The organism is Microcoleus sp. N9_B4 (assembly GCF_036701635.1).
Lineage (GTDB): Bacteria > Cyanobacteriota > Cyanobacteriia > Cyanobacteriales > Microcoleaceae > Microcoleus.
The window spans coordinates 1-24,623 of record NZ_JAUBRC010000029.1; the positions used below are offsets into that span (position 1 = coordinate 1).

Annotated in this window: 23 protein-coding genes and 1 tRNA gene; 19 read left to right on the forward strand and 5 right to left on the reverse strand. The window is 44.4% G+C overall.

Annotation, left to right across the window (positions count from 1 at the left end):
- The first annotated feature begins 357 nt into the window (after positions 1–357).
- From QUA43_RS19335 to QUA43_RS19380, 10 genes are all read left to right on the forward strand, one after another.
- Complete coding sequence (locus tag QUA43_RS19335; protein ID WP_015178453.1) at positions 358–585, forward strand: hypothetical protein; 228 nt, start codon at positions 358–360, stop codon at positions 583–585.
- A gap of 318 nt (positions 586–903) precedes the next feature.
- Positions 904–1,989, forward strand: coding sequence for an amino acid ABC transporter substrate-binding protein (locus QUA43_RS19340; protein ID WP_333375928.1), 1,086 nt, complete (start codon positions 904–906; stop codon positions 1,987–1,989).
- Between the two features lie 242 nt (positions 1,990–2,231).
- Positions 2,232–3,446 (forward strand): ABC transporter permease subunit, encoded by a 1,215-nt coding sequence (locus QUA43_RS19345; protein ID WP_333375929.1) that lies wholly within the window; start codon positions 2,232–2,234, stop codon positions 3,444–3,446.
- 64 nt (positions 3,447–3,510) lie between these two features.
- Entirely contained in the window at positions 3,511–4,119 is a 609-nt protein-coding gene (locus QUA43_RS19350) for a hypothetical protein (RefSeq protein WP_333375930.1), read from the forward strand.
- Positions 4,120–4,129: 10 nt separating this feature from the next.
- Complete coding sequence (locus QUA43_RS19355; RefSeq protein WP_333375931.1) at positions 4,130–5,365, forward strand: amino acid ABC transporter permease; 1,236 nt, start codon at positions 4,130–4,132, stop codon at positions 5,363–5,365.
- A 66-nt stretch (positions 5,366–5,431) separates the two neighbouring features.
- Complete coding sequence (locus QUA43_RS19360; protein ID WP_333375932.1) at positions 5,432–6,184, forward strand: amino acid ABC transporter ATP-binding protein; 753 nt, start codon at positions 5,432–5,434, stop codon at positions 6,182–6,184.
- Positions 6,185–6,300: 116 nt separating this feature from the next.
- Entirely contained in the window at positions 6,301–8,388 is a 2,088-nt protein-coding gene (uvrC, locus tag QUA43_RS19365; protein WP_333375933.1) for an excinuclease ABC subunit UvrC, read from the forward strand.
- A 143-nt stretch (positions 8,389–8,531) separates the two neighbouring features.
- A tRNA-Gly gene (locus tag QUA43_RS19370) sits at positions 8,532–8,602 on the forward strand.
- A 426-nt stretch (positions 8,603–9,028) separates the two neighbouring features.
- Entirely contained in the window at positions 9,029–9,706 is a 678-nt protein-coding gene (locus QUA43_RS19375) for an actin-binding WH2 domain-containing protein (protein ID WP_333375934.1), read from the forward strand.
- Between the two features lie 29 nt (positions 9,707–9,735).
- Positions 9,736–10,446 (forward strand): hypothetical protein, encoded by a 711-nt coding sequence (locus QUA43_RS19380; RefSeq protein ID WP_333375935.1) that lies wholly within the window; start codon positions 9,736–9,738, stop codon positions 10,444–10,446.
- Between the two features lie 192 nt (positions 10,447–10,638).
- Here QUA43_RS19380 and mutS read toward each other — a convergent pair whose 3' ends face one another.
- Entirely contained in the window at positions 10,639–13,266 is a 2,628-nt protein-coding gene (gene mutS / locus QUA43_RS19385; protein ID WP_333375936.1) for a DNA mismatch repair protein MutS, read from the reverse strand.
- Between the two features lie 715 nt (positions 13,267–13,981).
- Here mutS and QUA43_RS19390 point away from each other — a divergent pair.
- Positions 13,982–15,148 (forward strand): zinc-dependent alcohol dehydrogenase, encoded by a 1,167-nt coding sequence (locus QUA43_RS19390; protein ID WP_333375937.1) that lies wholly within the window; start codon positions 13,982–13,984, stop codon positions 15,146–15,148.
- 27 nt (positions 15,149–15,175) lie between these two features.
- Positions 15,176–15,385 (forward strand): acetyltransferase, encoded by a 210-nt coding sequence (locus tag QUA43_RS19395; RefSeq protein ID WP_332982882.1) that lies wholly within the window; start codon positions 15,176–15,178, stop codon positions 15,383–15,385.
- Positions 15,386–15,572: 187 nt separating this feature from the next.
- On the opposite strand, the gene QUA43_RS19400 is transcribed toward QUA43_RS19395, so the two are convergent.
- Together QUA43_RS19400 and QUA43_RS19405 are read right to left on the reverse strand one after the other, a co-directional pair.
- Positions 15,573–16,721: an AAA family ATPase gene (locus QUA43_RS19400; protein ID WP_333375938.1), complete on the reverse strand. Its 1,149-nt coding sequence runs from the start codon at positions 16,719–16,721 to the stop codon at positions 15,573–15,575.
- Between the two features lie 15 nt (positions 16,722–16,736).
- Positions 16,737–17,528, reverse strand: coding sequence for an RNA ligase family protein (locus QUA43_RS19405; RefSeq protein ID WP_333375939.1), 792 nt, complete (start codon positions 17,526–17,528; stop codon positions 16,737–16,739).
- A gap of 128 nt (positions 17,529–17,656) precedes the next feature.
- Between QUA43_RS19405 and QUA43_RS19410 the strand changes: the two genes are divergently transcribed.
- The 3 genes from QUA43_RS19410 (at position 17,657) to hpxZ (ending at position 19,797) form a co-directional block, all read left to right on the forward strand.
- Positions 17,657–18,526, forward strand: a complete 870-nt coding sequence (locus QUA43_RS19410) for a prohibitin family protein (protein ID WP_333375940.1) — start codon at positions 17,657–17,659, stop codon at positions 18,524–18,526.
- Positions 18,527–18,760: 234 nt separating this feature from the next.
- Positions 18,761–19,180, forward strand: a complete 420-nt coding sequence (locus QUA43_RS19415; RefSeq protein ID WP_333024554.1) for a peptidylprolyl isomerase — start codon at positions 18,761–18,763, stop codon at positions 19,178–19,180.
- A 224-nt stretch (positions 19,181–19,404) separates the two neighbouring features.
- The gene (hpxZ, locus tag QUA43_RS19420) at positions 19,405–19,797 is read left to right on the forward strand and encodes an oxalurate catabolism protein HpxZ (protein WP_333375941.1); all 393 of its coding nucleotides are present in this window, start codon (positions 19,405–19,407) and stop codon (positions 19,795–19,797) included.
- Positions 19,798–20,003: 206 nt separating this feature from the next.
- Here hpxZ and QUA43_RS19425 read toward each other — a convergent pair whose 3' ends face one another.
- On the reverse strand, positions 20,004–21,128 hold the full coding sequence (locus tag QUA43_RS19425) for a THUMP domain-containing protein (protein ID WP_333375942.1): 1,125 nt from the start codon (positions 21,126–21,128) through the stop codon (positions 20,004–20,006).
- Between the two features lie 116 nt (positions 21,129–21,244).
- Here QUA43_RS19425 and QUA43_RS19430 point away from each other — a divergent pair, with 116 nt between their 5' ends.
- The 4 genes from QUA43_RS19430 to QUA43_RS19445 all read left to right on the forward strand — a co-directional run bounded on the left by QUA43_RS19430 (position 21,245) and on the right by QUA43_RS19445 (position 24,156).
- The gene (locus QUA43_RS19430) at positions 21,245–21,451 is read left to right on the forward strand and encodes a hypothetical protein (protein WP_333375943.1); all 207 of its coding nucleotides are present in this window, start codon (positions 21,245–21,247) and stop codon (positions 21,449–21,451) included.
- 122 nt (positions 21,452–21,573) lie between these two features.
- Positions 21,574–21,726, forward strand: a complete 153-nt coding sequence (locus QUA43_RS19435) for a hypothetical protein (RefSeq protein WP_333375944.1) — start codon at positions 21,574–21,576, stop codon at positions 21,724–21,726.
- Between the two features lie 159 nt (positions 21,727–21,885).
- Positions 21,886–23,034, forward strand: a complete 1,149-nt coding sequence (locus QUA43_RS19440; protein ID WP_333375945.1) for a JmjC domain-containing protein — start codon at positions 21,886–21,888, stop codon at positions 23,032–23,034.
- Between the two features lie 75 nt (positions 23,035–23,109).
- Entirely contained in the window at positions 23,110–24,156 is a 1,047-nt protein-coding gene (locus tag QUA43_RS19445; protein ID WP_333375946.1) for a sucrase ferredoxin, read from the forward strand.
- Between the two features lie 25 nt (positions 24,157–24,181).
- Here QUA43_RS19445 and QUA43_RS19450 read toward each other — a convergent pair whose 3' ends face one another.
- Positions 24,182–24,616: a GNAT family N-acetyltransferase gene (locus QUA43_RS19450; protein WP_333375947.1), complete on the reverse strand. Its 435-nt coding sequence runs from the start codon at positions 24,614–24,616 to the stop codon at positions 24,182–24,184.
- Between the last annotated feature and the right edge of the window lie 7 nt (positions 24,617–24,623).

The following is a 24,623-nucleotide window of genomic DNA, read 5'->3' on the forward strand; positions in this document are numbered from 1 at the left end:
GAGAGTTCAGCCTTGTGGCTGGAAACGCTATGTACGGGCTTTCACCGTGATTTACGTTTCAACGAATCGCACTAATCCTTCCGATACAACCCGAATTGATATCAGTCCTCAAATCGCGTGTAAAGATTTTTAATCTTTTATCAAGATGTTTATCTCAATGTGAAGGAATTGGGAACTCTTATAACATCTTGTGTGTTGTAACTTATGACACTACTGTATTAAGTTATTGTGGTCAAATATAAAATAATCATTAAGCCGATGGCTCAGAGGGTGCTTTTCGTCTATCGGCTTGAAACACCAAGACCAGCTTTTCGCTATGCCCGCCCATTAGTGCGTATTTACGCTCAACGAGGTTTTATGACTCCAGTCATGTTACGCCAACTCTGGTCATTAATTGAGACCACCCAAGCTACTCTGTTAGTCAATTTAGACGATGCCACCCTGGTACAGTGGCTGCTGAAACAGTTAAAGACGAACTCTGCGCTCAATGGCAAAGAAGCAGATTTGTTGGACGAATACATCCAGTCTCGGCTGTCCCTAATCCGCGATTTAGCTGAGCAGCGGCTCGCACCAGAGCTACTGTGAGCGAATTCAATCAAAATCGGATAAATATTCCAGGGAAGGGCGATGATCGCTCGCGCTGGGCAGAAATAGCAGAAAAGAAACCGGGTTTCAGGGATAAATCTTAGGTTTGACGACCAGACCTCCAGCCAGAAACCGGGTTTCTAACTCTGGGCTCCCAGCTTGCTCAAAAAAAAACAGGCGGGTAGTCGGTGCACTTGTCGCTGTGCAGAACCGGATGCAGAACGGCTAATTTGAAACCGGAAGCTGTGTAGATCGCCGATCGCCACAGTTCTGACAGCTACAAGGTAGGATTGTCAGGAAAGCGTTCTATTAAAATCTATGCGTAAATGGGGATTTCTGCTACTAGCAAGTGTGTTGTTTGTGGCACCGTTGGCGTCTTGTAGGGATCGATCGGCACAAACCGGACAAACAACAGCAACAACTGCAGCAGGCGGCAACTCGCAACAAGGTTCCAGCCGGATAGATACAATTGTCAGCCGCGGCAAACTGATTTGTGGCATCAGCGGCGAACTACCGGGTTTTAGCTTTGTAGACGAAAAAGGCAAATATTCGGGACTGGATGTGGATGTGTGCAGGGCTGTCGCAGCAGCAATATTTGACGATCCCGAAAAAGTCGAGTACCGAAAACTCAACGCTAAAGATAGATTTACAGTTTTGCAGGCGGGAGAAATCGATATTCTCAGCCGAAATACCACCTACACCGCGAGTCGCGACAGCACTACCGGACTGGAATTTGCCCCGGTGATCTTTTATGACTCTCAAAGCATCATGGTCAAAAAAGACAGCGGCATCAAAAGTTTAAAAGATTTTGCGGGCAAATCTATCTGCGTGCAGACAGGTACGAGCACGGAACAAAATTTGTCCGATCAAATGCGAAAAATAGGAGTTAAATACACTCCTGTCGTGTTTGAAGATGTGAATTCTACCTTTGCTACCTATCAAGAAGGTCGCTGTCAAGGTGTTACTGCCGATCGATCGCAGCTAGTCTCGAAGCGCACAACTCTGCCGAATTCCGAGAATAATGTTGTTTTGCCGATCGTGATGTCAAAAGAACCCTTAGCCCCAGCGGTGAAAAGCGGCGATCCTAAATGGTCAGACGCAGTGAAATGGATTATTTTCGCGGCGATTGAAGCTGAAGATTTGGGAATAAATTCGGGAAATGTAGACCAAATTGTGGCAAGCACTACAGACCCGAACGTCAAACGTTTGCTAGGAACAGAAGGAGATTTAGGTAAAGGTTTGGGACTCCCGAACGACTACGCCGTCCGCGTTGTTAAGAAAGTGGGGAATTACGGGGAAATGTACGATCGCAACCTCGGCCCAAAAAGTACACTTAAGTTAGAACGGGGTCAAAACAGACTCTGGAAAGATGGCGGTTTGCTTTACTCGCCGCCGTTCCGCTAATTTTAGTTAACTGTTGACTGTTGACTGTTGACTGTTGACTGTTGACTGTTGACTGTTGACTGTTGACTGTTAACTGTTGACTGTTGACTGTTGACTGTTGACTGTTAACAGTTAACCAACAAGATATTTAGACAGCAAGGTAATCCGCGCTTACCCGGCTTGTAAGGTGCTTGCTAGGTGTACCCTACAAGATATTTTAGGCAGGCTAAAGTTAGGTGTAGTGTGCTCTACATTAAACAGTTATGAACCCAGAACCTCAACCGGGCAAATCCCAGAAATTGCCCAAATTTAAAGATATATCAAAACTGCTGCGGGACGATCGCTTCTGGAAAATAGCCGGACAGGCGATCGCCCTAATTTTAGTAATAGTTGTGATCGCGATTCTCTGGGACAATCTCAGTGCCAATTACTCGCAACTAGGGATTGCATTTGGATTTGAATTTCTAAATTCTCAAGCATCTTTTGATATCGGCGAAAGTGTCATTCCCTACAGTCCCGAAAACACTTACAGACAAGCTTATTTTGTCGGTTTAATCAACTCACTGCGCGTGATGGGTATCGGCATTGTTTTTGCAACAGTTGCGGGTTTAACTGTAGGAATTGCGCGCCTTTCGGACAATTGGCTGCTGCGGAATTTGGCTGGCTTGTATGTGGAAATTTTACGAAATACGCCGTTATTGCTGCAATTATTTTTCTGGTATTTTGCAGTTTTCATTTCCCTGCCCAAACTAGAAGACAATCAGCAGATGAGGGGGCCGATTTACTTGACAAATCGCGGCATTGCTGTACCTTGGCCTGTGGCTTTGCCGGGTTTTGAGATTTGGTTGATTTTGCTAACTATCGGAGTTTTGGCTGCCGCTGGGCTGTGGATGTGGCGGGCGCGGGTGATGTTGGAAGAAGCTAAGCCGGGAAGACAGTTGTTTTGGGCTCTAGGTGCGATCGGGCTAAGTGCAATCTTAGCTTGGATTATCACCAAAAATCTGCCTTTTCGTCTAGATTTCCCGCGCCTGACACCAGCATTGCAACTCGAAGGAGGATTAAAATTAACTCCAGAATTTGCAGCATTGGTGACAGGACTCAGCTTGTATACTGGCAGTTACATTGCAGAAATTGTCCGGGCCGGAATTCAGTCAGTATCGAAAGGCCAGTGGGAAGCGGGAAAGTCTTTGGGGCTGAAGTCTGGAACAATGATGCGGATGGTAATTTTGCCGCAAGCTTTGCGGGTGATTGTGCCGCCTTTAACCAGTCAGTATCTGAATTTAGCTAAGAATTCGAGTTTAGCGGTTGCGGTTGCTTATCCCGACGTTTATTTTGTGGTGGGCTCTCCGACGCTGAATCAGACCGGAAGGGCGATCGAAGCAATGTTAATTATCATGGTAACATACCTAACAATTAGTTTGATAGTTTCTCTGTTCATGAATTGGTACAATAAAACCGTACAAATCAAGGAGAGGTAAACAACAGTTGACAGTTGATAGCGAGGTCAGAAGTTAACTTATAATATCTCGAACTAAAGTTGAAATGACTTACAAAGATTTTAACTTAAAAACAGTAACAAAAAATTTCGGTTTGACGATTGGCGATCGAATCGATCTGTTCGCTACTGTGCCCGAATTAGAACCAAGTTCCTTACTTGTAGAAGTTCTAAAAGAGAACGTACCCATAGCCTTAAGCAGCAATACGGACAAATCTCGATCGTCCATGATTACCGCACCGATTTTAATAGAACTTAGAAAACTGTTCAACCATCAAATTGGTATTTTTTGTGGAATAGATTTTACAGTTAATCCCGAAAAAGGATTAAATGGAAATTGCGATTTTTTGATTAGTCGTTCTTCACACTTATTAATTCTTACCGCACCAGTAGTTGCGATCGTAGAAGCACAAAACGAAGATATTAATGCAGGCTTGGGGCCATGCGTCGCAGAAATGTTGGCAGCTAGAATATTTAATGAATGCGAAGGCAACAAAAATGCCACAATAATTTATGGGGCTGTTACTAGCGGTCAGACCTGGAGATTTTTAAGACTTAAAGAACAAGTCATTGAAATTGACTTGACCGAATATTACCTAATAGATGTCAATAAAATATTAGGAATTTTAGCAAGTGCAATTCAGCAAGCAATCTAAAATCTAAAATATGGAAACTATCCCTGTATTACCGCCCCCAGCCACCGAATCGCCTACCCCTTGGAATTGGGCGCGCAAAAATTTATTTAGTACCTGGTACAACAGCCTTCTGACAGTAGTTTGCCTAATTATCGCCTTCCAAACTATTAAAGGAATTATCGTTTGGGCAACTACAAAAGCTCAATGGCGCGTATTAGAAGCCAACTTGCCGCTATTTTTCGCCGGCAGATTTCCCCGCGAATCCTACTGGAGGCTGTGGATAGTAACGGGGATAATTGCCTTGTTGGGAGGATTAACTTGGGGAAACATTCAGCGGCAAGAACGTCTTTGGAATCCGCCTTTACTAATTATACTTGGTGCTGCGGTTGTGGGTGCGGTCATTTCGCCGATCGACCTAACCTCTCGCCTCTACCTCTTAGGAATTATTCTCGCAGCCGCCGCCAGCTATGTCATCGGAAGGCAAATTCACCCCAACCCCCCCTCGCCCCCCCTTAACAAGGGGGGGTTGGGGGGGGTTAGCTGGATGCCGGGAATTTGGGCTCTTTCCTTCCCCATAATTTTGTGGCTAATTAAAGGCGGGTTAGGTTTGACTGAAGTGTCAACAAATGATTGGGGCGGTTTAGTATTGACACTGTTTTTAGCAGTTATTAGTATTGTGCTTTCCTTTCCTTTAGGGGTGTTGCTAGCACTCGGCAGACAAAGTTCTTTGCCAGTTGTGAGATTGTTATCAACATTATACATTGAAATTATTCGCGGTTTACCATTAATTGGCATTTTGTTTTTAGGTCAAGTGATGCTGCAACTCTTTTTGCCGCCCGAATATCCGAAATTAGATAGAGTAATTAGAGCCATTGCTGGATTAACGTTATTTAGTGCGGCATACTTGGCGGAAAACGTGCGCGGTGGCTTGCAAGCCGTACCCAGGGGACAAATAGAAGCAGCTAGGTCGATCGGACTCAATACACCCCTGCTTACAATTCTCATTGTACTGCCTCAAGCACTGCGAATAGTCATTCCTGCGATCGGCGGTCAATTCATCGGATTATTCATGGATACATCCCTGCTATCTCTATTCGGAATGTTAGAATTAATCGGAATATCCCGCGCAGTTTTAGCCAATCCATCCTATGTCGGCAGATACGCCGAAGTTTACATATTCGTCGGCATCATTTATTGGGTATTTTGCTACTCAATGTCCCTAGCAAGCCGCAAAATAGAGCGAACTTTAGGAGTAAGCCAGCGCTAAAAACTCATCTGCGTTTATCTGCGTTTATCTGCGTTCATCTGCCTTCATTTGCGGTAAAAAACAATTATGGAAACTCAACCCACAATCCCAGAACAAGTAATCGTAGCAGAAAACGTCCACAAATGGTACGGACAATTTCACGTACTGCGCGGCGTCAGCATGACCGTCAACCGGGGCGAAGTAGTTGTCGTGATGGGGCCCTCCGGTTCAGGTAAATCGACATTTATTCGCACATTCAACGCATTAGAAGAATACCAACAAGGTAAAATTACGATCGACGGAATCGAACTTTCCCACGACTTACGCAACATCGAGACAATTCGCCGCGAAGTAGGAATGGTGTTTCAGCAATTCAACCTGTTTCCCCACTTATCAGTTTTGCAAAACGTCATGCTAGCGCCAGTATGGGTGCGCCGCTGGCCCAAGAAAAAAGCTGAAGAAGTGGCGATGCAATTGTTAGAAAGAGTGGGAATTTTGGAACAAGCAAAAAAATATCCCGGACAGTTGTCTGGGGGACAGCAGCAGCGCGTCGCTATTGCACGTTCTCTAGCCATGCAGCCTAAAATCATGCTGTTTGATGAACCGACATCAGCATTAGACCCGGAGATGGTGCGGGAAGTTTTAGATGTAATGCGAAATTTGGCTCAAACAGGAATTACAATGGTGGTGGTGACTCACGAAGTCGGGTTTGCACGCGAAGTTGCCGATCGCATTGTATTGATGGATGGCGGCGTTTTAGTTGAAGAAGCCCAACCAGAAGAGTTTTTTCAGCACCCGAAGGAAGAACGCACCCGCAAGTTTTTATCTCAGATACTGTAACAGATTTTCAAGTTTAATCGGTGGGTTTTGCAACGGTAGCAGCCGTAAAAGTCCGCACAATTAAGGTAAAATAAAAGAGTCTACAATAACTCTCTATTTGGCTGAGATAGCTTGCAATGCCATCCACAAAAACTCTGCCGTTAGTTAAAGACTCGGAACGCCTAGAAAGTCGCCTCAAAGAAATCCCGGCGGTTCCTGGTGTATATTTAATGCGAGACGAGAGCGATCGCATCCTTTACATCGGCAAATCCAAAAAACTCCGAAACCGCGTCCGTTCCTACTTCCGCGAAAGCCAAAATCTCAGTCCCCGCATCGCGATGATGGTGCAGCAAGTGCGCGAAATTGAATTCATCGCCACCGACACCGAAGCAGAAGCTTTAGCCTTAGAAGCAAACCTCGTAAAACAGCACCAACCTTACTTTAATGTCCTCCTCAAAGATGATAAAAAATATCCTTATTTGTGCATAACTTGGTCGGAAGAATACCCGCGCATTTTTATCACCCGCAAACGCCGCGCAGGTAGTGCAAAAGACCGCTATTACGGCCCCTACGTTGATACAGGGGCGCTGCGGAGTACGCTGCATTTAATTAAGCGGATTTTCCCGCTGCGGCAGCGCCCTCAACCGCTATTTAAAGACCGTCCCTGTTTGAACTACGACATCGGGCGCTGCGTTGGCGTTTGTCAAGGGTTAACTTCGCCGGAAGAATATCGAAAAATCATCCAAAAAGTAGCAATGATTTTCCAGGGAAGGACTGAGGAATTGCTCGATATTTTGCAGCCCCAAATGGAAGAGGCAGCCGAAGATTTAAACTTTGAAACGGCGGCGCGCATTCGCGACCAAATTAAGGGTTTGCAGTCTTTAAGTGCGGGTCAAAAAGTGTCTTTGCCCGACGATACGGTTTCCAGAGATGCGATCGCACTTGCAGCAGACACCCAGCACGCTTGCGTTCAATTATTCCAGATTCGTGCCGGTCAATTAGTCGGAAGATTGGGATTTATGGCGGAAATACCCTCCCAACCCCCCCTTGCAAAGGGGGGGCAAGAGTTATCTGAATCTCTTGTAAAAAATGGGCAAGAGTTATCTGAACTTTCTCTTTCCTCCCCCCCAAGCCTTGGGGGGGAACGAGGGGGGGTAGAGGCCGGAGCGATTTTACAGCGGGTGTTGGAAGAACACTATCAAAATGTCGAATCCGTAGAAATTCCCAGCGAAATTTCAGTGCAGTACGAATTGCCAGAAGCGGAAATATTAGCAGATTGGTTGAGCAACCGTAAGGGACGAAAAGTTACGATTTTGACGCCGCAGCGGCAAACTAAGGCTGAGTTGATTGAGATGGTGGAACGCAATGCTGAGTATGAATTGGCGAGAATGCAAAGATTGAGCGATCGCAATTCTCAAGCAATGCAAGATTTAGCAGAAATTCTCGATTTGCCAGAAGTTCCTCGCCGCATTGAAGGTTACGATATTTCTCACATTCAAGGTTCTGACGCCGTAGCTTCCCGCGTGGTATTTATTGACGGTTTGCCGGCCAACCAGCACTACCGCCACTACAAAATTAAAAATCCTGAAATTAAATCGGGTCATTCTGATGATTTTGCTAGTTTAGCAGAAGTTATCGGTCGCCGATTCCGAGGATTGAAGGAAGAAGAAAGTTCGGCAACGGATTTTATAACGGATTTAACGGATAGAACGAATAAGGAAGAAGAATTTAGCGATTTAGGAAAATCGGAAAAAATCAGCAATTTATCCTCCGTTTCTCGTACTATTTCGGACAAACCGGACTTAATTATGATAGATGGCGGCAAAGGTCAACTGTCAGCAGTTGTGGCTGTTTTGCGGGAGATGAATTTGCTAGAAGAGTTGCGCGTTGTCAGTTTGGCAAAGCAGCGAGAGGAGATATTTTTGCCGGGGGAATCTTTGCCGCTGCAAACTAATTCTGAGCAACCGGGCGTACAATTATTGCGCCGGGTGCGGGATGAGGCGCACAGATTTGCTGTGAGTTTTCACCGCGATCGAAGAAGCGAGAGAATGAAGCGATCGCGCCTTGATGAAATTCCCGGATTGGGACACCACCGACAAAAACAATTGTTGGCACATTTTCGGTCGATCGACTACCTCCGTTTAGCGACTCCCCAACAGTTGGCAGAAGTTTCTGGGATTGGCCCGCGTCTGGCGCAGCAAATTTACGATTATTTCCACCCGTAAAGTCTTACGCAGCGTGGGATACGGGGATTTTTGGGGCGAGGAGGGCGCTAGTCCCGATTCAGCCACTGTGAGGCAGGTATTCAAAAATTTTGCACAGGCCTATTGCAATCCCCAGAGACTTGTGGTATGTTTAGTTTCTGTGCGCGGGCATAGTTTAGTGGTAAAACTTTAGCCTTCCAAGCTAACTATGCGGGTTCGATTCCCGCTGCCCGCTTCTATCTATAAAAACCTCAAACCCACGATAAATCAACGGTTTGAGGTTTTTTATTGCTGCTTTTTTCGGTTGGTGATGAGTCAAGTTGACTAGAAATTGGATACAAATTGGATACAAAATGACTACGATTTGACTACGGAACGACCAAACTGAGTATCAACTGAGTATCAAATGACTACCCGATCGCCCTTTGTGGAGACAATCTGGAGATAAATGAATACAAATTGAATACAAAGCATACCTGTATTCAGTTTCAGCCGTTTAGCTTTGCAAGTATCTCTCAAAACGCCTCCACCTCTCAGCTTGTGGTGAGCTGGGTACAAGAATAATTAGGTAACATAGAGTGCCCTGATTTGGCAAGATTGTCGATCGAACTCAGCTTGAGTTATGACTGATTCGGAGTCGCATCAGTCACAAGGAGAGCCCGTGAAATATTTTTCAGTAGTAATGTATTTGCTGCGGGAACGGCAACAGTTTCTCGAAGAAATTCGCCAAGGTGTCAAGCTCAAATCAAAAATTTTCGGTTTGTTGATTTCTAGTACCGTATTTTTTGCCATTTACGGAGCGATATTAGGCGCATCTAGTACGTGGATGCAATGTCTGGTTTCAGCAATTAAGTTACCAGCACTTTACTTGCTGACGCTGATTATCTGCTTTCCCACACTGTACTTTTTTAATGTCATGTTTGGTTCAAAACGAACTTTTGAGCAGTATTTGACATTGTTGATGACAGCGATGGCGATGATTAGCGTTTTGCTGTTTGGATTTGCACCTGTTAGTTTGTTTTTCCTCATAAGCAGTACCAATTACAATTTTTATCTGTTGCTGAATGTTGCTATCATGGCAATCACCGGATTTTTGGGAGTAAGTTTCATTTATCAAGGAATGCACTTTCTTTCAGAACAAGATGCGGAAGGCAAAGACATCAGGCTAAATATTTTGCGCTTCTGGTTGGGACTTTATGCGTTTGTTGGCAGTCAATTGGGATGGACGCTGAGACCGTTTTTTGGCGCACCTGGACAAGCTTTTCAACTCTTCCGAGACCGAGAAAGCAATTTTTATATGAGTCTGTGGCAATCAATTATGTCTCTGGGAGGATCGTAATTAATCCATACTTAAGGAGATTGTAAATAGTGATACAAGCGGATTTGGATGATTTAAAAATTTCTGACAAGGAGTTGGAGGATTTGAGCGGCATAGCTTTGAGCGACGGTTTTGCAGCGGATTTTTACCGACCTGCTGCACTCCGGGACGGGAAAAAGCTGTTTTCTCTTTTGTTGAATGAGTTGCTGATATTTTGCCTGACATTAGTTGTTTCGCTGCCTGTTGCTTTACTGGCTAATAAACATGATGTTGGTTCATTTAGCGAGGCTGAGATATTTGTCCGGGTTGTACAAATAACTTTGGGTTTGTCGCTGGCGATTACTGTGGCTTGGAATGTCTATAGATGGCTTAAGGCCAAGCCTCTGGCAACGCTAGCGGGTCTGCTGGATGAAGTTGAGAAATATCATGAGGTGATTCAGGCTTTAGATATTATCGATCGCCTAACGGCGGCTGGCAATTTACAAGCCAATTTAATTAACCGAGGAGATGCAACTGAGGCCTTAAAAATTACTAGAGAAAGTTTAGTCTGTGCTTTGAAAACCGAGAGGATTCTCAGGGAAAATCAGCAATTTATCGGTCGCCGTTACGAGTTATTTGCTAATATTGAAAGTAATTTGGCTGCTTTGATGGCACTGGATGTGAGCGATCGGGCGACTGAATACGGGCGATTGTTGAATGAAGCTTTGGAAATTGGGATGAGCGTGCACAAAGAGGTAAGAAAGTTGCAAAATGGGCGTTAGAGTTGCTGGAGAGTTCCTGGTTTGTAGTAAAAGTAGTAACTGAGATATTGCACCATTTTTATGAACAGGCTTTCCGGCCTGTTCCACAAAAATTAAATTTTCTTGTGGGGTGGGCATCCTGCCCGCCCCTGAAAGGCTTATTGAAAATGGTGCAATATAGAAGTTACTACAAATTTTTTCCCACCGTAAATTTCAATCATCAAAAATATCCAACTGTTCGCCCTCCGACTCTTTTTTACCATCTTTTTTAACACCCTTTCGCAGCCCGATCGCAATTTTGCTATGTTTCTCAATCTGCTTCATCACCTGTCTCGCCCGGTCAATAACCGACGGCGGTAAACCAGCTAATCTACCCGCTTCAATTCCGTAAGATTTATCAGCACCTCCCGGCTGAACTTGGTGCAAAAATACGATTTGATCCGGTAATTCTTTCACTGTCACCTGATAATTGGCGACATTATCTAAAATAGAAGCTAACTCATTTAACTCGTGATAGTGAGTCGCAAAAATTGTCCGCGCCCGAATCTCAGTTGCTAAATATTCGGCCACAGACCAAGCAATCGAAAGTCCGTCAAAGGTTGCCGTTCCCCTGCCAATTTCATCTAACAAAACCAATGATTGCGGCGTCGCGTGATTGAGAATATTTGCAGTTTCGTTCATTTCCACCATAAACGTAGACTGACCGGTTGCCAAATCATCTACTGCGCCGACACGGGTAAAAATGCGATCGCAAATTCCCAAACTCGCAGCTTTCGCCGGCACAAAACTGCCCATCTGCGCCATTAACTGGATCAAACCCACCTGCCGCAAGTAGCAGCTTTTCCCGCTAGCATTCGGGCCAGTTAAAATAATTAAATCTGGGCGGTTTAGCGATTCTTCCCGACCCAAAAAAGCAGAATTAGGTACAAAAAATCCCGGCGGCAAAGACTTTTCCACCACAGGATGACAACCTTCAATAATTTTAATTTCCCGACTTTCTGTCATAGTCGGGCGGCAGTAATTCTGGTAAACTGCTACTTCTGCTAAACCGCACAAAACATCTGCCGCCGCCACCGCGCGGGAAACGTTGCGAATAATTTCGGCGTGTTCTCCTACCTCCGATCGCACTTTAGCAAAAATATCGTATTCCAATTGATTTAAATCTTCCCGCGCCGTCAGAATTCGCACTTCCCTTTCTTTTAATTCTTCAGTGCTATAACGTTCTTCATTGGTGAGAGTTTGCTTGCGGGTGTAGTCCTTCGGCACTTGGTCTACTTTCGATTTGGTAATGCTGATGTAATAGCCGAAAGCTTTATTGTAGCCTACTTTTAAATTAGTAATTCCGGTGCGTTTTCTCTCCGTTGCTTCTAAATTTGCAATCCATTCTTGGTCTGCTGATGCAGTGTGGCGCATTTCATCTAGCATGGCATTGATTCCCGCTCGAATCAAACCTCCTTCTTTTAAATGAATCGGCGGTTCGTCAACTAAATGAGCGTGAATTTTACTTGCTAATTCTTCTAAAATTGGCGGAACATTTTGCAGCGCTTTCAAATAGGGCGATCGCCCTTGGGCTGCGATCAAGGCTAATTCCGGCAGTTTTCCAAGAGAATCAGCTAAAGCGACCAAATCCCGAGCGCTAGCTGTGCCAGAACCAGCGCGACCTGTCAGTCTTTCGATGTCGTAAATTTGGCGCAGCAACTGCTGCAAATCTTGGCGCAGGGCGTTATTTTCTACTAATTCTTGAATCGTGTCGTGTCGGGCGCAAATGCCTTTAATGCTGAGCAAAGGTTGCAGCACCCAGCGGCGCAAAGCGCGGCCTCCCATTGCGGTGCTGGTTTTGTCTATAGCCCACAGCAGCGAACCGTGAAAAACTCCATCTCTCACTGTTTGAGTAATTTCGAGATTGCGGCGGGTTTGGTAATCGAGTATGAGAAAATCGGTGAGAGTGTAAGTGTGCAATCTTTGCAAAGAAACTGCTTTTTCCTTTTGAGTTTCTTCGAGATATTGCAGCAAACCGCCGGCGGCGCGGACTGCGAGGGAAAGGTGGCCGCATCCCATGCCTTCTAGCGATCGCACTTTGAACTTTTGCAGGATTCTCTGTTTTGCTTCGGACAAACTAAACGGAATTTGCGATCGCAAAGAATAGCAAAACGAATTCGGCAAACAATCGGGCAAATGCTCGGATTTCTCTCCGGGCCTCAACATAGTCACCAAATCCGGCGCATTATTCGGTACCAAGACTTCCGAAGGTTGCAAACGCAGCAATTCTAAGGTTAATTGTTCTAAACTGTCTGCTTGGGTAGTGACGAATTCTCCCGTAGAAATATCTGTATAAGCTAATCCCCAATGTTCCCCAGCGATGACAACTGCTGCTAAAAAATTATTTTGTCTGGGTTTGAGCATTCCGTCATCAGTCAAAGTTCCGGGAGTGAGAATGCGGGTAATTTCTCGCTTGACTTGGCGGCCTTCTTTGGCTGCAATCGAAGCATCTTCTACTTGGTCGCAAACTACTACAGCATAGCCTTTTTCTACTAACATTGAAGTGTAGCGATCGAGTGCGTGGTGCGGCACTCCTGTCATCGGCACTCTGCCAATTTCCTTGCCGCTTTCTTTACTCGTACAAACAAGTTCTAATTCCCGCGAAATTGTAACTGCATCTTGGAAAAAACACTCAAAGAAATCTCCAACTCGAAACAATAAAAGTGCGTGGGGATACTGTTCTTTCACTTCCACATACCGCTGCATCATCGGCGTTAGCTTGGTGAATTCTAGTAGGCGGTGGTCGGCATTGCGGATATTGGCTTGATGGGGGTCTGTTGGGGTAGATGCAGTGTAAGGCATAAAAGGCGATCGATAAATTTTAATCTTTAACAACTTTAGCGCAAGCTCGGCTTTTAGCTATCACTAATATACAATATTTGACGATTAATCCTCCTTAAGCAGGGTGCAGGATTCTCCTGATTGGGGTAAAGTGTTGAGCTATACAAAAGTCACGCACCCTGCTTAATAATTGATAAACCCGCTTTTACGTGAGAAGTTTTCGGTCCCTATTTATCTAAAGTGAGCCAAAATATCGGCTATAGTGAGGCGAAATGCAGAAATTTTATTGATTGTGAGAAGGAAGCGAGTGGCGATCGACAAAAACAATCTCAGCTATGTAGTTGTTAGCTGTTATAGCAGATGTTGAAGGAAGAAAGAAGAAGGAAAAAGGAAAAAGGAAAAAGGCTTTAGTTATCTAGAAGAGAAGGAAGAAGCAATCTTCGGCAAGGTTTTCAGTAATTAAGAACCTCCTAAATGTCGGGCGCGGTTGCTATAACTGTTGGCGGTTAACAGAAGAACGTGAAATCCCCCGCACTTTAGTGCGGAGGATAAACTTTACCTTTTTGTTATTGAAAACAGCCGAAAGATAGATTTATAAATTATACCTCGGATAGAGAGATAAAAATTTTTATATGCTTAAAATTAAAACATCCAAGCAGGTAATTTATCGGCGTAGTAAATTTAAGATTTAAAATCAAAAATCTGCTAGCTAGTAGTTAACTAGAGGAAAAAAATAATGAAAGCTCTTTGCTGGCACGGAGCAAATGACGTGCGAGTTGATAATGTACCAGACCCAACAATTATCAATCCGCGCGATGCGATAGTTAAAATCACGTCTACAGCAATCTGCGGCTCAGATTTGCACCTCTATAACGGCTACATCCCGACCATGCAATCGGGCGACATCATGGGCCACGAATTCATGGGGGAAGTAGTCGAACTCGGCAGCGAAGTCAAGAACTTAAAAAAGGGCGATCGCGTCGTGATTCCTTTTACTATTTCTTGCGGCAGTTGCTTCTTTTGCAACCGCGATTTGTGGTCGCTGTGCGACAACTCCAACCCCAATGCTGGGCTGGCTGAAAAAATATACGGTCATTCGCCGGCTGGACTGTTTGGCTACTCGCATTTAACGGGCGGCTATGCAGGAGGTCAAGCAGAATACGCGCGGGTTCCGTTTGCAGATGTCGGCCCTTTAAAAATTCCCGACGGACTTTCTGACGAACAAGTATTGTTCCTCACGGATATCTTTCCTACCGGTTACATGGCTGCCGAAAACTGCAACATTCAGCCGGGGGATACTGTAGCAGTTTGGGGATGCGGGCCGGTCGGACAATTTGCAATCAGAAGCGCGTTTATGCTGGGGGCCGATCGAGTAATTGCGATCGACCGCATACCGGAACGCTTGCAAATGGCGGCCGCGGCCAAAGCTGAAATCATCAATTATGAAGAAATGGACGCCGGGGAAGCCGTCACCGAAATGACGGGGGGACGCGGGCCCGACTCTTGCATCGACGCGGTGGGAATGGAAGCCCACGGCACCGGTCTCGACGCTTTGTACGACAAAGCTAAGCAAGCCGTGCGGTTGGAGAGCGATCGACCTACGGCCCTGCGACAAGTGATCCTCGCGTGTCGCAAGGGCGGCACAGTGTCAATTCCCGGCGTTTACGGCGGCTTCGTTGACAAAGTGCCATTAGGTGCAGCTTTCAACAAAGGCTTGACCATGAAAATGGGACAGACGCACGTTCACCGCTATTTGCGACCTTTGCTCGATCGCGTTCAAAAAGGCGAAATTGACCCGTCATTCGTAATTACGCACCGAATGAAATTGGATGAAGCGCCCCACGCCTACGAGATTTTCCTCAACAAAAAAGACAACTGCATCAAAGTTGTCCTCAAACCCTAACTCACATTCAACTGACAAGGAGAAACTATGCTTTTACAAGAAAAAGAATCAGGCGACTTGGTAGAAATCCTCGATATCGAGGGTTTAATCAGCCCTGCAAAAAATGAGGTATTAGGGCGAAATCAAGCAGGTGAAGAAGAGCAAGAGCCAGCGAATTTTCCGAAGGGTAAATTAGTTTTCCCCTCCGGCGAAGTTTTGCCGCGCTGCTGGACTGAGAAAAATTATAAAACTAATTGATATCGTTTCCGTTTGCATCGGAATAATAAAATCGAGTCAACAGTTAACAGTCAACAGTCAACAGTCAACAATCACCTGACGGTGCAACCGGAATTGATATGATTCAAGGGAAACCGCCAACCTAATACCAAGAGCCCAGACTTCTTTAAGAAGTCTGGGCTCTAACAATTTTAGGTAAAAAGGGAGATTAATTGTTAACGATCCGATCGACTTGATGCGCTTCTGTGATGTCTGGAATATCCAGCCGCGCAGCTAATTTGCGAATGACTGCTTCCGGTACTGTTGCTGTGCGCGATCGATTCCGCCGCCATATTTCTTCTAGAGGTACTTCCAGATAAACAATCCGAATTCTGGCTTGATAACCGGCAAAGAAATTAACTAATTGCTGGCGCATTTGTTTGGTTGTATTTGTAGCATTCCACACAAAAGAACGTCCATCAGTCATGTATTCGCGCGCTCTTTGTTTGGCGGCAGTCACCACATTTCCAGGGGTTTCGTCGGGAGGAACATTCATCTCTTTTCGCAGTGCATCCAGCGAGATTACCGGCAAATCTGGAAGATTTTCCCGAATCCAATAATCTTTACCGCTTGCGGGCAAGCCAGACATCAAAATTACTTCGCATTTAGTGTCGTCAAATGCTTCGTAATCTGGGTTTCCGTTCTCTTTGCGGAAGTAGATAAATCTGCTGTGCTCTGATGCAAATAGTCGTGGAGAATCCAAGCAATTGTTTTCTTGACAAAACTCCCGAAATAGTTGTATTTTATCGAGCAATTCTTGTTTGTCGGCGCAGTGGCGGCCGCGCACGTCTGCTTCGGCTAATAGTGCGAGGAAATCGCAGCGGACAACTTGACTGACTTTAATTACCGACTGCTGGGGGTTGGGTTTGTCGATTAGCCAGATGGGTAAACTGCCGAATTGGACGATCGCCACAACTGTTTCGCGAATCTCAAACTGCACGGGCGGCTCGAATTGAGATAAAATTTGTCTGACCATCCTGGCACCTTGGCGGGCGTGACCTTTTGAGCTAACTCTGCCGTCGGCTTCTATTTTTGTAAAGGCTGGTTTTGCGACATCGTGCAGCAAAGCGGCCGCAAAAAGTATCGATCGTTCTTTTTCGGGAAGCTGCCGCCAATTTGGGGAAGATATTAAGGCTTCGCAGACCATTTTTGTATGAATAAAAACATCTCCTTCGGCGTGGTAAATCGGGTCTTGCTGACATCCTTTTAAGTTTTGAATCCAATCAAAATAATTTTGAATACCGTCCCAATCCAGGAACCAACCGGGCGGTTGGGGACAAAAGGGAAAAGTCCAAGTTGGCGATAACAGTGCAGTCATAAATTCACCTGCGGGTTAACTAAAATTAAATAAATCTGCACCGGGACGCAGAATATTGGGTACAATTGGGCGATTTAGCCAATGTCCTTCGGCATTTTTAATGGCAGTCAAAAAACTGGCACGCACGTATTTGTAACGCGCCTTTACTATGCCATCTTCTTCGACTTTAATGTACAGCCCCTCCATAATCTCGCTCTTGTCAGTCTCTTTCAAACACCGTTCTTCATCTAATCCCAATTCTCCGCAGTACAAACGCAATCGATCCAAATGTCCCGGTAGAATAAAATTAGATTTTTCCATAAACTGCATCATTTGCTTGGGCGATTTCAACACTCCTGAAAACAGCACGGGAACTGACACCAACGGCAGTCCGCTTAACAACTTGCGGCGGGATTCTGTACTCAGAAATTGACTGGTTTCTAAGTCCAGCACATCGTATTCCATAAAATAGTGCGGCAAAAAATCATAAAAAACAGTGTGTTTGGCATACAGCCATTCGCCGTAAAGAATGTAGCGATTTCCCAGCACTTCTCCCAGGGTTCCGCTGAGACTGAAAGCCCACTGTTTGAATAAGTTAAAATGTTTTTCCCTCGGCCCGCCGGTGAGATAGTGGCCGCGACTTTGCAGCAGCATTTGTCCGTCTGGTGCGAAGCTGATGCCTGTATTAGCGCCGTCTACCTTTTCTTCTATAATTAGAGGGCGATCGATCAAAGCGCTAAATGGCACGCTGTCGAGGTCTTCATCGCCTGGTTGGAAACGCGAACCTTCGATGTGATAAGTTCTAGGATATTTAACAATTTTGAGCATCAGCCAATCCCTTTTAGATTTTAGATTTGAGAGGCGACCCCATCCATTTTAGATTGTAATTTTAGATTTTAGATGCGACCGAATCTATTTAACCATTATAATGGAATGATCACAAAGGAGCGTGTAAGTTGAAAAGTCAAAGTTTCCAGAGCATATCATCAGCATTCGCTGGGATTCTATTAGTCGGCGCGCTACTCCTGGGATTAAACTCTTTTGTCGTCATCAACCCAGGTGAAGCAGGGGTGGTTAGCGTTTTAGGAAAAGCCACAGATGGAGCATTGTTAGAGGGGTTTCATCTCCGACCCCCGCTGATATCCAAGGTAGATGTGTACGATGTAACAGTGCAAAAATTTGAAGTTCCCGCCCAGAGTGCTACTAAAGACCTTCAGGATTTAAATGCTAGTTTTGCGATTAACTTTCGCCTCGATCCTGAGAAAATAGTGGAGATCAGAAGGACTCAAGGAACTTTGGAGAATATAGTCTCAAAAATTATTGCTCCTCAGACGCAAGAAGCCTTTAAAACAGCGGCTGCACTGAGAACCGCCGAACAATCTATTACTCAAAGAAGTGAACTGAAGAGAGACTTTGATACTGCGCTGAAGGAGAGGCTATCAAAGTATGATGTAATCGTACTAGATACGAGCGTTGTTAACATTCGATTCTCCACAGATTTTGCGAAAGCGGTTGAGGAGAAACAGGTTGCTGAACAGCGAGCGCAAAGAGCTGTTTATGTGGCTCAGGAAGCAGAACAGCAGGCTCAAGCTGACATTAACCGCGCTCAAGGTAGGGCTGAAGCTCAAAGACTTTTGGCTGAAACTTTGAAGGCTCAGGGCGGGAATTTAGTTCTGCAAAAAGAGGCGATCGAAGCTTGGAGAAGCGGCGGCGCTCAGATGCCAAAAGTGCTGGTGATGGGCAGCGGTTCGAGTCGGGTTCCTTTCATTTTTAATATGAACGATATTCAGGAAGAACCAGAGCACCCGCAAGTGACCAACAATTAAAATATGACTGAGGGTAACAAACTCGGTGTCTCCGAAAATATTGGCTTTGCTAACCAGAAATCTCGCAATAAACCGAGTTTTCTCAGAAAGCGCACATAAGTCCTATGAGAGTTGCGGGAATATGCTACACTTCTGAAAGCCACAATATAACGACAGTTTGAATCTGTCGTTATAAAAGCGAAGTCCGCAATTAACACGCAGGCAACACACTCATTTTAGGAACCAGGAGAAATCATGACTCGCGCTATTATGGAAACCGACAAAGGCACAATCAATTTGGAATTGTTCGATGCGGATGCGCCTAACACAGTGAAGAATTTTGTTGACTTGGCGGAAAAAGGTTTTTACGATGGATTGGCTTTTCACCGAGTCATTCCTAACTTTATGATTCAAGGTGGCTGTCCAAAAGGCAATGGAACGGGCGGCCCCGGCTACAAAATCAAGTGCGAAATCAACTCCAACAAACATTTGGCAGGAACTTTATCGATGGCTCACGCAGGCCGGGATACGGGTGGCAGCCAATTCTTTATTTGCCATTCTCCCCAGTCTCATTTAGATGGAGTTCACACAACTTTTGGCAAAACTGAGGATATGTCTGTCGTCAATGCTATCCGCCAAGGTGACAAGATTATTTCGCTCAAAATTGAGCATTAATTTCCAGTAATTAGTTTTGTTTGCAATAAGGAATTTAGTCCTTATTGCAAACAAAACCTGTGAAAGTTACGAGTTTTAAAATCTACAATTTATGACCAATAATTTCTTGATGGTACCCGCCACGTGATTTATCCGTGGAATCAATCCAAAATCCAAAATCCTTGCATCCTCAAGCCCCCGGATTTATCCGTGGTGTCAATCTAAAATCTAAAATCTAAAATCGAATGACTGTTATCAATGATTCTGCTGTGGTGACTGAGTTAACTGAACTATATTTAAAATACGAAAAAGCTCTTTGTACGAATGATATTGAAACTCTCGATAATTTGTTCTGGGATGCGTCGGAAGTCGTGCGGTTTGGGGTGACGGAGAACCTGTACGGAAGTGATGAGGTGAGGGCTTTTCGCCAAGGGCGATCGCCTGTAAATGTCGATCGAGAAATGTTCAACCTCAAAGTCGTAACATTCGATGCAGACACGGCGGCTGTGACGCTGGAATTTCGCCGTGTAATGGATGGAGTGGTGCGCCTGGGGCGGCAGAGTCAGATGTGGCGGAAGTTTCCTCAAGGGTGGAAGATTGTTTCCGCTCACGTTTCTTTTTTGCCGATGGAGGGATGAGCGGTGACATACCTCAGATCAAGGTGAAATAACTTCCCCTGTCGGTATTTGAATTTGATTATTGTTGAGCCATTTAATTCGGCAGATATTCTTTTTTTCCTTTACTATTAGTGCCTCTCTCTGCCTTCTCACCTATCTTCTGCTTTCTTGGTTCTCCACTTTTGCAGTAGCATCGTGATTACCGCTATTTTCCCTGCTCCGAGCCCCTAATACAGTTCATATTTGAGCAAAGTACACGGAATCGATCCATTAAAAACAGGAATCCGGCGCGATGTCCTGAGTCCCACCTTTTTACCCAACTCCTTATTTCCAGTCAAAATAAACGCATTCCAACCTTTAAAACGATTCTTGAAAATATCCCCCAACATCTTGTACAAATCTCCCAATTCGCTAGCATCCCCCAGGCGCTCTCCGTAGGGAGGATTGCAAATCAGAACGCCTCTGTCTGCGGGTGCTTCCAATTGAGATAACTCGGTTTGAGCAAACTGAATCTTACCGGAAATACCAGCTTGCTGCGCGTTCGTGCGAGCTTGAGTTAACATATCGGAATCGCGATCGCACCCAGCAACCACTTGCTTAAGTTCCGGTAACTCGCTATTTTCAGCTTCTGCCCACAATTGATCCCACAAAGGTTCGTCAAAATCCCGCCAACTCATAAATCCAAACTTTTCTCGAAACAATCCCGGTGCAATATTCAATCCCTTTAAAGTCGCTTCCAAAGGCAAAGTTCCAGAACCGCACATCGGGTCTAAAAACGGCAAATCTGGCGTCCATTCTGCCATCTCCAACAAAGCCGCAGCTAGGGTTTCTTTGAGGGGAGCAAGCCCCATCGCCGGTCGATATCCCCGGCGGTGCAAACTGCCGCCAGAACTGTCTAAACTTAAAATAGCTCTATCTTGATGAATGTGAAGGTTAATTAGCAAATCGGGATGCTCTACATCGACATTAGAACGCTTGTTAAATTGAAGGCGCTGTTGGTCGGCGATCGCATTTTTGACCTGCAAAGCTGTAAAGTGAGTGTGGTTCAACTTTTCGTTGCTGCCGGTGCAGTTTACTGCTAAAGTATTGTCAGGATATAAGTATTCGTCCCAAGGGATTTTCTGCACTTCGCGGTAGAGCATATCCGAGTTGTAACACCGGAATTCGGCGATCGGCATTAGCACTCGAAAAATTGTTCTCGACCAAAGATTTACGCGGTACAATAAAGTGCGATCGCCCGCAAAGTAAACCCCAGTAAAATCTGGCTTGACATCCTGGGCCCCTAAACGTTCTAATTCTTGGGCGGCAATAGTTTCTAAACCGCGCGCAACTGTAGCAAAATATTGATTCATTGGGAATTGGTAATGGGGAATGGGGAATGGGGAATTGGTTTTTCTCGATCGCCCTTAATGAGATAGTAGCTGGTTTTAATCCTAACTCTCACAAACAATACTCTACCTTAAGGTAGATGCCTCGGATTAAAAAGAATGAAAACTTTCAGAACTGTTTGCTCAACAGGCGATCGCCCGCCTCATGTTGGAAGGTCGATCGACCTAACCCGCACCCGCTCAACCTCCAAAATCAGGCTGCTGTCGCGAATTTACCCCTAATCCTCAACTGGATTTGCCACTGCTGGGAAGTAAGCTGGCATCCGCTTATTGAAAAATATTATTAATTACTTGCAGAGTTTATTGACTTCATGTTAGGCTTCTAGTCAAAGTTGAGAATTAAAGCCCTAATGTCACAGTCAGGGAATATTTCAGCTAAACTGGTGTACTACAACAATTGGAGACAATTATGTCAAAGCAAATCAACGGATCGGCTCTCAAACTGTCCCGCGCTAGCAAAATCCAAGTAGAAGTCAAGGAAATTGCCAAGCACGCCACAGCTAAAAACATCTCTTCTGGGCTCAACGTGGATGCCGATGGCGGCGACCGTACCAACGAGTAATTGTAGGTTTTTCCGTTAGACTTCGCATCCCCAAGCAAGAAGTAATAGATTTTACTTTTGTTTGTCGGGAAGTGTGGAATAATTGAGGACAAGGCTTTGCGCCTGTCCTCAATTATTCAATTGTTTAAAGTTTATTGCAAATATTTATTAATAAACTGTATGCGATCGCTAGCGAATCTACTCAAACCATACAATCTCAAAGATTTTCTAAATGACAACTGGACAAACAAAGCAGTTGTAATTCCCAGCGAAGGCAAAAAAGACTTTTCACATTTATTTTCCTGGGAAAAACTGAACTACCTTCTCAACTTTCACGAATTAAAATACCCCGACATCCGCTTAGCAATAGGAGGAAAAGTCCTCGAAGAAAGCGCCAATGAAAATCTCATCAAATCCTGCCAATCGGGAGCAACTTTAATTATCAACGAAGTACACAAACTAATTCCAGAAATCGCTCACTTTGCAGCGGAAATAAAATCCGATTTTGGCTATGGGAATCAAGTAAATGCCTACTGTTCCTGGCCGGAAAAACAAGGATTTTCCTCCCACTACGACACCCACGAAGTTTTTATATTGCAAGTAGACGGAATCAAGCAATGGTATGTATTTGAAGACACAATTAAGTATCCGCTGAAAGATCAAAAATCATCATCTTTTCCACCGCCAGAAACCGAAGCATATTTAAGCTGTATTTTACATCCAGGGGATGTGCTTTACATACCGCGCGGACATTGGCATTATGCAGTTGCTTGCGAAGAACCATCGCTGCATTTAACATTAGGAATACATTGCAAAACCGGAATTGACTTTTTAGAATGGTTGGTTAGCGAATTGCGCGAACAATCAGATTGGCGCAAAAGTTTACCGCTACGAACAAACGCAGATTCTATCAATGCAAATGTCAACAGTTTAATTGCTGAACTGCACCGCTACGCAAACAGTAAAAATCTTGCAGATGAGTATAGCACTTATCTGGACAGTTTAGGAAAACCTGTTGCCAAATATTCTTTGCCCCATCAAGCAGGATTCAATATTTTTCCCTATGGTGTGCAAACCAAGTTTAGAATTCCCAAGTTTCAGCGGGTGAGAATTCACGAATTATCTGATGGTGGCGGATACAAAATAGTTGTTGCAGGTAAAGAAGTATCACTGAGAGGAGTCACAGCTAAATTTATGGACAATTTATTTAGTACGGAGTTTTTTACTGGGGAAGATGTTATGGATTGGTTGCCGGATTATGATTGGGAAATAGATGTAGTGCCACTTTTGTCGAGGCTGGTAATTGAAGGAATTATTTTTGTTGGTTAAAACTGGAGAAGAACATGAGTTCTTATAAATGGGTTGTAAAAAGAGCAATTTCTGACACATACAATGAGTTAAACAATGATGGATAAGTTTTTTTGTGCTGATGCTTCTAAATGCGTTCAAGAGGATATTATTGGTAGCGGCAGTAACTACCAAACCTATATATTAATTGAATGTTGTTTACCTTGGGAATCTGAAGCGTTTAATTCTAAACAAATTTCCCAAAATCTCAAGGATTTGGTAGAGGAAGTAGAACATTCAAAACAGAAAATCCGATTTTTGTTGATAAATAACTATCGAACTCAATGTGCAAATCAGCGCAAAGTTTTGATTTATGAGAATAAAGATCGGGAACTTTTTGGCGGTTACGAAAAGCATGAATTTAATGTAGATAGTTTTGATAAAGTAGCGGGAATTATCAAAAGCTATTTAGCTGGAGAAGTCCCTGGTTGCGAAACCGAAAACAAGCAAACTAGAGATATTTTGGTTTGCACTCATGGCAGTCACGATATGTGTTGTGCGAGATACGGCAATCCTTTTTATGCCCAAGCAACTGCTTTAGCTTCTGAGTTAAAATTGAATGATGTTCGCGTTTGGAGAGCCAGTCACTTTGGCGGACACCGCTTTGCACCGACTGCGATCGATTTGCCTGATGGCAGATATTACGGAAATCTCGATCGCGCGTCGTTCCAATCTATTTTAACGCGAACTGGCGATATCGAATGCTTGAATAAAGTTTATCGTGGTTGGGGAATTTTGCCAAATCCTATCCAAGTTTTGGAAAGAGAATTGATCGTGCTTTACGGGTGGGATTGGTTTAACTACAAAGTCGCCAGCAAAATTCTCGATTTAGACACAAAAAATGATGCTTTTTTAGCTGAAATTACCTTTGAGAAAGCCGACGGTACGTACACCTATCGCGCCAATTTGGTAAAAGATGAAATAAAAACTGTTCGACTCAAAGGTTCCTGCGGTGCTACAAAAGAGTCGGAATTTGTCAAATATTCGGTAGAAAATATCCATTTTTACTCGAAAAAGGAGGAGTTAAAGTTTGTAAGCTACCCTCTTTATCATTCGGCGATTGAAATCGCTTCTAGACAAACAAAGTCCGCCTGCGCGGACTGAAGAATAAGGTGGGATGTGCCGGTGATTAAATTTCTAACTGCATAAATATGTGCGGGATTCCCAGGTACTCAAAGGGATTTTCTTGTTCGGAAAATCCGAGTTTTTGGTAAAATTTAATGGCATTAATGCGAGACATAAGTCTCAAAGTTTTGAGATTTTTTTCCTGAGCTTTGGCGATTAATTTTTTAATCAATTTAGTGCCAATTCCCTGATTTTGAAATTCAGGAAGGACGGCAACGTAGCTGATGCTTCCTAATTTTGGGGATAATTCTCGCAGTCGGGCTGAAGCAATGATTTTGCGATCGCACATGGCAATTAAATGCAAAGCACCATCTTCGTGATTATCCCTTTCGCTACCAATCTCCATTCCTAGAGGCGATCGCAAAACCAGCCACCGCTGGTAAAACATCTCTTCTAATTCTTGTTGATTTTTAACTGGATGTATATCTAGTTGAGGCATTTTTATC

What these genes read in the sequence shown, in the direction of transcription:
- QUA43_RS19335 (WP_015178453.1), top strand. Translation starts at nt 358, where the DNA reads ATGACTCCAGTCATGTTACGCCAACTCTGGTCATTAATTGAGACCACC.
- QUA43_RS19340 (WP_333375928.1), top strand. Translation starts at nt 904, where the DNA reads ATGCGTAAATGGGGATTTCTGCTACTAGCAAGTGTGTTGTTTGTGGCA.
- QUA43_RS19345 (WP_333375929.1), top strand. Translation starts at nt 2,232, where the DNA reads ATGAACCCAGAACCTCAACCGGGCAAATCCCAGAAATTGCCCAAATTT.
- QUA43_RS19350 (WP_333375930.1), top strand. Translation starts at nt 3,511, where the DNA reads ATGACTTACAAAGATTTTAACTTAAAAACAGTAACAAAAAATTTCGGT.
- QUA43_RS19355 (WP_333375931.1), top strand. Translation starts at nt 4,130, where the DNA reads ATGGAAACTATCCCTGTATTACCGCCCCCAGCCACCGAATCGCCTACC.
- QUA43_RS19360 (WP_333375932.1), top strand. Translation starts at nt 5,432, where the DNA reads ATGGAAACTCAACCCACAATCCCAGAACAAGTAATCGTAGCAGAAAAC.
- uvrC (WP_333375933.1), top strand. Translation starts at nt 6,301, where the DNA reads ATGCCATCCACAAAAACTCTGCCGTTAGTTAAAGACTCGGAACGCCTA.
- mutS (WP_333375936.1), bottom strand. Translation starts at nt 13,266, where the DNA reads ATGCCTTACACTGCATCTACCCCAACAGACCCCCATCAAGCCAATATC.
- QUA43_RS19390 (WP_333375937.1), top strand. Translation starts at nt 13,982, where the DNA reads ATGAAAGCTCTTTGCTGGCACGGAGCAAATGACGTGCGAGTTGATAAT.
- QUA43_RS19395 (WP_332982882.1), top strand. Translation starts at nt 15,176, where the DNA reads ATGCTTTTACAAGAAAAAGAATCAGGCGACTTGGTAGAAATCCTCGAT.
- QUA43_RS19400 (WP_333375938.1), bottom strand. Translation starts at nt 16,721, where the DNA reads ATGACTGCACTGTTATCGCCAACTTGGACTTTTCCCTTTTGTCCCCAA.
- QUA43_RS19405 (WP_333375939.1), bottom strand. Translation starts at nt 17,528, where the DNA reads ATGCTCAAAATTGTTAAATATCCTAGAACTTATCACATCGAAGGTTCG.
- QUA43_RS19415 (WP_333024554.1), top strand. Translation starts at nt 18,761, where the DNA reads ATGACTCGCGCTATTATGGAAACCGACAAAGGCACAATCAATTTGGAA.
- hpxZ (WP_333375941.1), top strand. Translation starts at nt 19,405, where the DNA reads ATGACTGTTATCAATGATTCTGCTGTGGTGACTGAGTTAACTGAACTA.
- QUA43_RS19425 (WP_333375942.1), bottom strand. Translation starts at nt 21,128, where the DNA reads ATGAATCAATATTTTGCTACAGTTGCGCGCGGTTTAGAAACTATTGCC.
- QUA43_RS19430 (WP_333375943.1), top strand. Translation starts at nt 21,245, where the DNA reads ATGCCTCGGATTAAAAAGAATGAAAACTTTCAGAACTGTTTGCTCAAC.
- QUA43_RS19435 (WP_333375944.1), top strand. Translation starts at nt 21,574, where the DNA reads ATGTCAAAGCAAATCAACGGATCGGCTCTCAAACTGTCCCGCGCTAGC.
- QUA43_RS19440 (WP_333375945.1), top strand. Translation starts at nt 21,886, where the DNA reads ATGCGATCGCTAGCGAATCTACTCAAACCATACAATCTCAAAGATTTT.
- QUA43_RS19445 (WP_333375946.1), top strand. Translation starts at nt 23,110, where the DNA reads ATGATGGATAAGTTTTTTTGTGCTGATGCTTCTAAATGCGTTCAAGAG.
- QUA43_RS19450 (WP_333375947.1), bottom strand. Translation starts at nt 24,616, where the DNA reads ATGCCTCAACTAGATATACATCCAGTTAAAAATCAACAAGAATTAGAA.